Source organism: Catenibacterium sp. co_0103 (assembly GCF_004168205.1).
Taxonomy (GTDB): domain Bacteria; phylum Bacillota_I; class Bacilli_A; order Erysipelotrichales; family Coprobacillaceae; genus Catenibacterium; species Catenibacterium mitsuoka_A.
Window position 1 is genome coordinate 1 of record NZ_RCYB01000181.1, and the last position, 1,827, is coordinate 1,827.

At 30.9% G+C, this 1,827-nt stretch carries 2 protein-coding genes; both read left to right on the plus strand.

Annotated elements, in window-relative coordinates:
• Positions 1-126: 126 nt before the first annotated feature.
• Positions 127-360, plus strand: a complete 234-nt coding sequence (locus tag EAI80_RS12940) for a hypothetical protein (RefSeq protein ID WP_192924069.1) — start codon at positions 127-129, stop codon at positions 358-360.
• Positions 361-409: 49 nt separating this feature from the next.
• Entirely contained in the window at positions 410-1,165 is a 756-nt protein-coding gene (locus tag EAI80_RS12945; protein ID WP_129982363.1) for a hypothetical protein, read from the plus strand.
• The last annotated feature ends 662 nt before the right edge of the window (positions 1,166-1,827 follow it).

Genomic DNA, 1,827 nt, shown 5'->3' on the forward strand with positions numbered 1-1,827 from the left:
CGAATGAGGATAACGAAAGAATACAGGAAATAGAGATATACTACCGATTTATTGGAAAAGTAGACTGATAATGAGGGGTCATATCTTTAACTAAGGGAAACTGGAATATCAGTTCCAGATGCCGACATGTTAATAAAATTGGCAGAAATATTAGATGTGTCTGTGAGCGAACTAATAGGATCAGATGTTGCCGATGGGAAAAATGAAGATATGATGGCAGTTGAACTGGCGAGAGTGGTAGAACAGTTGGCAAGTAGAAATCGTCGTTCAAAAAAGGTTTTAAAATGCGTTTTGATTTTTCTTGTCATATTGTTGCTTTTTTTAGTTTTCTTATTTGTAATTAATTTTTCTGCTGTGTAGTATTTTAAGTTAGGAGGTTCTTATAAAAAGAATAGTAGCATTAATTTTAATGATGGCTTTAAGTCTATCGTGTATCGTGAATGTATTTGCAAGTGAAAATAATCTCACTACATTGAATTTGGATGAAGAAATTCAGATTGACAATTCAAATTACGAGGAATATGAAAAATTTGGCGAAGTTCTTGCAAATTCGCTGAAATCTGCAGAATCTGCAGAATACGATGGAATAATAAAGAGATATTGTGAGTCAAATACAAATCCGGTTTTTGAAGATGTTCTTGAAGTACTTACAGATAATAAAGACAATAACACTGTATACTTAAAATCATCAGAGAAATTCAATGACAGATATGAATTGGTTTATGATATAGGGGATAATCAACAACTTGTAATCACACCTTCTAGTATTATAGTGGACACTTTAACTGTAAGTGATGATGGTTTATCAAGAGCTACAACAAAATCGAAGACAGGTACATCATCAAAAACATATTATAGTGTAATAGGAAATAAAATCTTTTCACTGACTGTTGAATGCAAATTTTATTATAATGGTTCAAAGGCATGGTATAAAAGTGGATTTGACTATTATTATACAAAAGGGGCGATAACACTTTGGCAGGTTTCAAATTGGAAATGCTGGAAAGAGAAATCAGGAACATCGTATAAAGCATATTGTTCTGGTAATTTCCATTGGGGAGTTGAATACGATGGAAATGGTTTAGTAATTCAAGATATTTATTGTAAAAACACTGTGACCTGCAGTAAAAGCGGAACAATTACTAAATCAGCAACTTATAAATAAAAATATTTTTAATTACCCATAATCAACAGGTAAATCCAATTATTGAAATCATTTTTTATATAAATGCCAACAAAATTGAAAGTGTCATTTCATATTTTGATAATTGCCTGTGGAATATGGGTATTCAAAAAAATATTTAATATTGCTAGTTTGATTGGAGCTGTCTGAAGGATGGCTCTTTTCATTTTGAGAGAAGGTGAATCTTGAGAGAAGGTAAATCAATGGTGGCTACAAGATTGATTGCCGTACATAGGTATTTGTAAATAGCTCGAGATTTTGTAAGAATTTGCATTGAACCATGTGCAAGAGGATATTTTGGTGCTAGGAAATACAGATTCAGAAAAAAAGGGCATGCCGATAAATAAAAACATATGCTGTTTATCTGTCAAAAATGACAATCTTCAGTGGTAGAGCCACCTTTTTGTGTTTGACTATAATTGATAAAATATAAATTTCATTTTAAATGTAAGCCTTTACATATATACTGTGACATAGTATACTGAAATAAAGTTAATCGATTATTATAAACTATAAAGAAAGGAAAAAAGAATCATGAAGAAAAAAATTGTATTTATTATTTGTTTTTTTGAATACCCATAATCTACAGGTAACGATTTAAGAGAAGTGTGGAGCAGAAATATTCAGGATATAGACTATTTGTC

What these genes read in the sequence shown, in the direction of transcription:
- EAI80_RS12940 (WP_192924069.1), top strand. Translation starts at nt 127, where the DNA reads ATGTTAATAAAATTGGCAGAAATATTAGATGTGTCTGTGAGCGAACTA.
- EAI80_RS12945 (WP_129982363.1), top strand. Translation starts at nt 410, where the DNA reads ATGATGGCTTTAAGTCTATCGTGTATCGTGAATGTATTTGCAAGTGAA.